This is a genomic window from cf. Phormidesmis sp. LEGE 11477 (genome assembly GCF_015207105.1).
Classification (GTDB): domain Bacteria; phylum Cyanobacteriota; class Cyanobacteriia; order Phormidesmidales; family Phormidesmidaceae; genus Phormidesmis.
Genome location: NZ_JADEXO010000237.1, coordinates 1 through 2378, shown reverse-complemented (window position 1 = coordinate 2378; position 2378 = coordinate 1). Strand labels below are relative to the sequence as shown.

Genomic DNA, 2378 nt, shown 5'->3' with positions numbered 1-2378 from the left:
TCGCCGTGCTGCTCTACGCGCTATATGCATGTGCTCGAAACTACTTTTCTCACAAACACAACGCCGTCGTAAATCGACAGCGGCAAACTGCGCTCCAAACTTACAGGGCGTTGGCGGAGGCTGCGCGAAGCGATGCTGACAGAGACGTGGTGCTTACCCACGCGGCGGCATGTATTTTCCAACCGCAGGATACGGGCTTTGTTCGGGGCAGGGGCGATAGCGCATCTGGTGGGCAGTCAATTATCGAGGTGCTGCGAGGGGTGGCACCGGATGGGCAGTAGCTGGGATGTTTAGGGGGCAAGGCGGAACAGCTGTCCAATTGTGGATACCGAAGGCGTGGCACTATGGGGTTGCCACGGTCGTATTCTTGCTTTGGTTTGTCTCGGCAGTGGTTGCCCCTTGGTTTCTGAATGGCTTCGACTGGATGGCTGTTCAGGAAGTATGGGAACGCTGGCAAACGCTTAATGCTGGCATGGTCGCGCTGACAGCTGGCGTGGTCGCCTTCGCAGGCTCTCAGTTTTGGGAGTGGCGGTCGTCGCTTAGAAGGCAAATCGCTGCCCGAGCATACATGCCGTTTGTTTTGTCAGAGCTGCAAACCTACACAGCTCAAGGCTTCGAGCTACTGTTAGAGCTGTTAGATAGAACGGGGCCTAACGACCGCGTAGAACCCGGTCCGCTGCGTCAGTCCCCACCAGAGTTGCCTGAGGGGTTTAAGAATTCCTTCCAAGAGATCATCGAATACGGCACTCCGAACATTCGCCAATATGTAAGCGTATTGCTATCCGAAATCCAAATAATGCATTCGCGGCTGCAAGCTTTAACATCCTCATTGGATCGCCCCGATTATGGGCGCAGAACCTTGCTTGTCCTTCGGATAAACATGTTGGACTACATTAGGTATCTGGGAGTGATCTCTACGCGGGTTGATCTTCTTTACGCTTATGCTCGGTATGAAGCGAACGATGTAGACCCAGAGGGAATGCTTCTTGAGAACCTCCACAACACACTCTCGGTGCACAATGTCGACGTCACGCAAATAGAGGGCCTTGCCGAGATGTTGCCCCCAGCTGTTGAACGGGCTAACCGCTCTAGGGCGGCAAGCATGGACGATTTCCTGAACCAATAAGGAAGTTCGAAAACGACAGTTGATCGCTCTTCTGGGGTTGAACAATTCAGCTAAGTTGAATTGCCAATATACTGATGTAACGGATGGAAAGCCAAACAATTACAGTGGTAACGGGGAGGCGTGGCTCGCAGGCGTGTGACGCCTTGTAACACAAGCGGTGGCGTGCGCGGCTCGAGGCAGGGCTTCGTGCCCTAAATCAAGTGCCCCCACCGGGGGGAATGGGCGGTGCTGGTCCGATCATAAAGGGCCTCGGGTTGCTAGACCAAAAACGATCTTTGGGATTTCATCAGGGATCAAACCAGCAGAACCGATGAGAGCATCAGGGGACCAATGAGCGAAGATCCACGCCTAGACATTATCGAAGCCAAAATCGATGCGATGCATGACGCGCTGACAGTTCTTTTTCAGGGCATCAAAGATCGAGAAGAACGGCTAGTTGCGGCAAGTCAGCTTTACGACATGGCTAGCGGAAGTCTTGAACTCGCCGACAGGGGCCCATTCGAGGAACCGTACTCGTACAACAAGGTGCTAACGCTTGAGCGATATATGACCGCGCTTGGCTACGTCATTGATATGGACCCAATCAGCAAGGCGTAACGACGGCATCAAGCCGACTAAAGGTGTTGAGCAGGCTGGTCTGACTTCTCGCTGGGTAATTGTTCATCACGAGAAGGACGGCCCTGTACAACAGCCCTACGCGAGAGCAGGCAGCGCCACCTCAGGGGTGACCGACAGCTTGGCTCTCAGTTCCTGCAAGCGTGGTGCTGTGTACGCTTCCAACCCCTGCAGCGTCCCTTGGTAGACCCTCCAAGGCGTTCTGCGCGACTCTCCGGTCTTGGGGTGCCGAACGTAGAGATGCATGTCGCCGTACTCTCGGACATGATCGCGCACGTAGGAAAGATACCAATCGGTGTGTTCGATGGAGAAGAGCAGGCTATCTCGTCGAAGCGGTGCCTTCTGCGCCTTCTGGTAGGCCTTGGTTCTCTCAAGGCGCTCCTGACGTTTCATCTTCTTGGCCTCCTCCTCTGGCGTCAGCATCCGCTTCTTGTGCGGGCCGCACTTCCCGCGCTGGGCGAAGTAGACGTTCGGCATCAGCGGCATGGGTCGGGCCTTGAGGGGTTCCTTGGGAAACTCCTGGTCCTGTGCTGAGGCGTGATCGCTAGGCCTTTGCGCTCTAGCCACGTGAGCCGACGCTGCCGCTCACGCTCCCAGTTCCGCACGATGCACATGCACGGCTTACACCGGGGCTGTC

General features: G+C 55.6%; 4 protein-coding genes. 3 read left to right on the top strand and 1 reads right to left on the bottom strand.

The annotated features are described in order from the left end of the window. The 3 genes from IQ256_RS28920 to IQ256_RS28910 form a co-directional block, all read left to right on the top strand. Positions 1 to 281, top strand: a 281-nt coding sequence (locus tag IQ256_RS28920; protein WP_228025394.1) for a hypothetical protein, incomplete at its 5' end; no start/stop codon positions are given. A gap of 38 nt (positions 282 to 319) precedes the next feature. Further along, entirely contained in the window at positions 320 to 1126 is an 807-nt protein-coding gene (locus IQ256_RS28915) for a hypothetical protein (protein WP_228025393.1), read from the top strand. Positions 1127 to 1456: 330 nt separating this feature from the next. Next, on the top strand, positions 1457 to 1723 hold the full coding sequence (locus IQ256_RS28910) for a hypothetical protein (protein WP_193859132.1): 267 nt from the start codon (positions 1457 to 1459) through the stop codon (positions 1721 to 1723). A gap of 96 nt (positions 1724 to 1819) precedes the next feature. Here the strand turns inward: IQ256_RS28910 and IQ256_RS28905 are convergent, their stop codons facing one another. Further along, positions 1820 to 2227, bottom strand: a complete 408-nt coding sequence (locus IQ256_RS28905; RefSeq protein ID WP_193859131.1) for a hypothetical protein — start codon at positions 2225 to 2227, stop codon at positions 1820 to 1822. Between the last annotated feature and the right edge of the window lie 151 nt (positions 2228 to 2378).

What these genes read in the sequence shown, in the direction of transcription:
- IQ256_RS28910 (WP_193859132.1), top strand. Translation starts at nt 1,457, where the DNA reads ATGAGCGAAGATCCACGCCTAGACATTATCGAAGCCAAAATCGATGCG.
- IQ256_RS28905 (WP_193859131.1), bottom strand. Translation starts at nt 2,227, where the DNA reads ATGCCGCTGATGCCGAACGTCTACTTCGCCCAGCGCGGGAAGTGCGGC.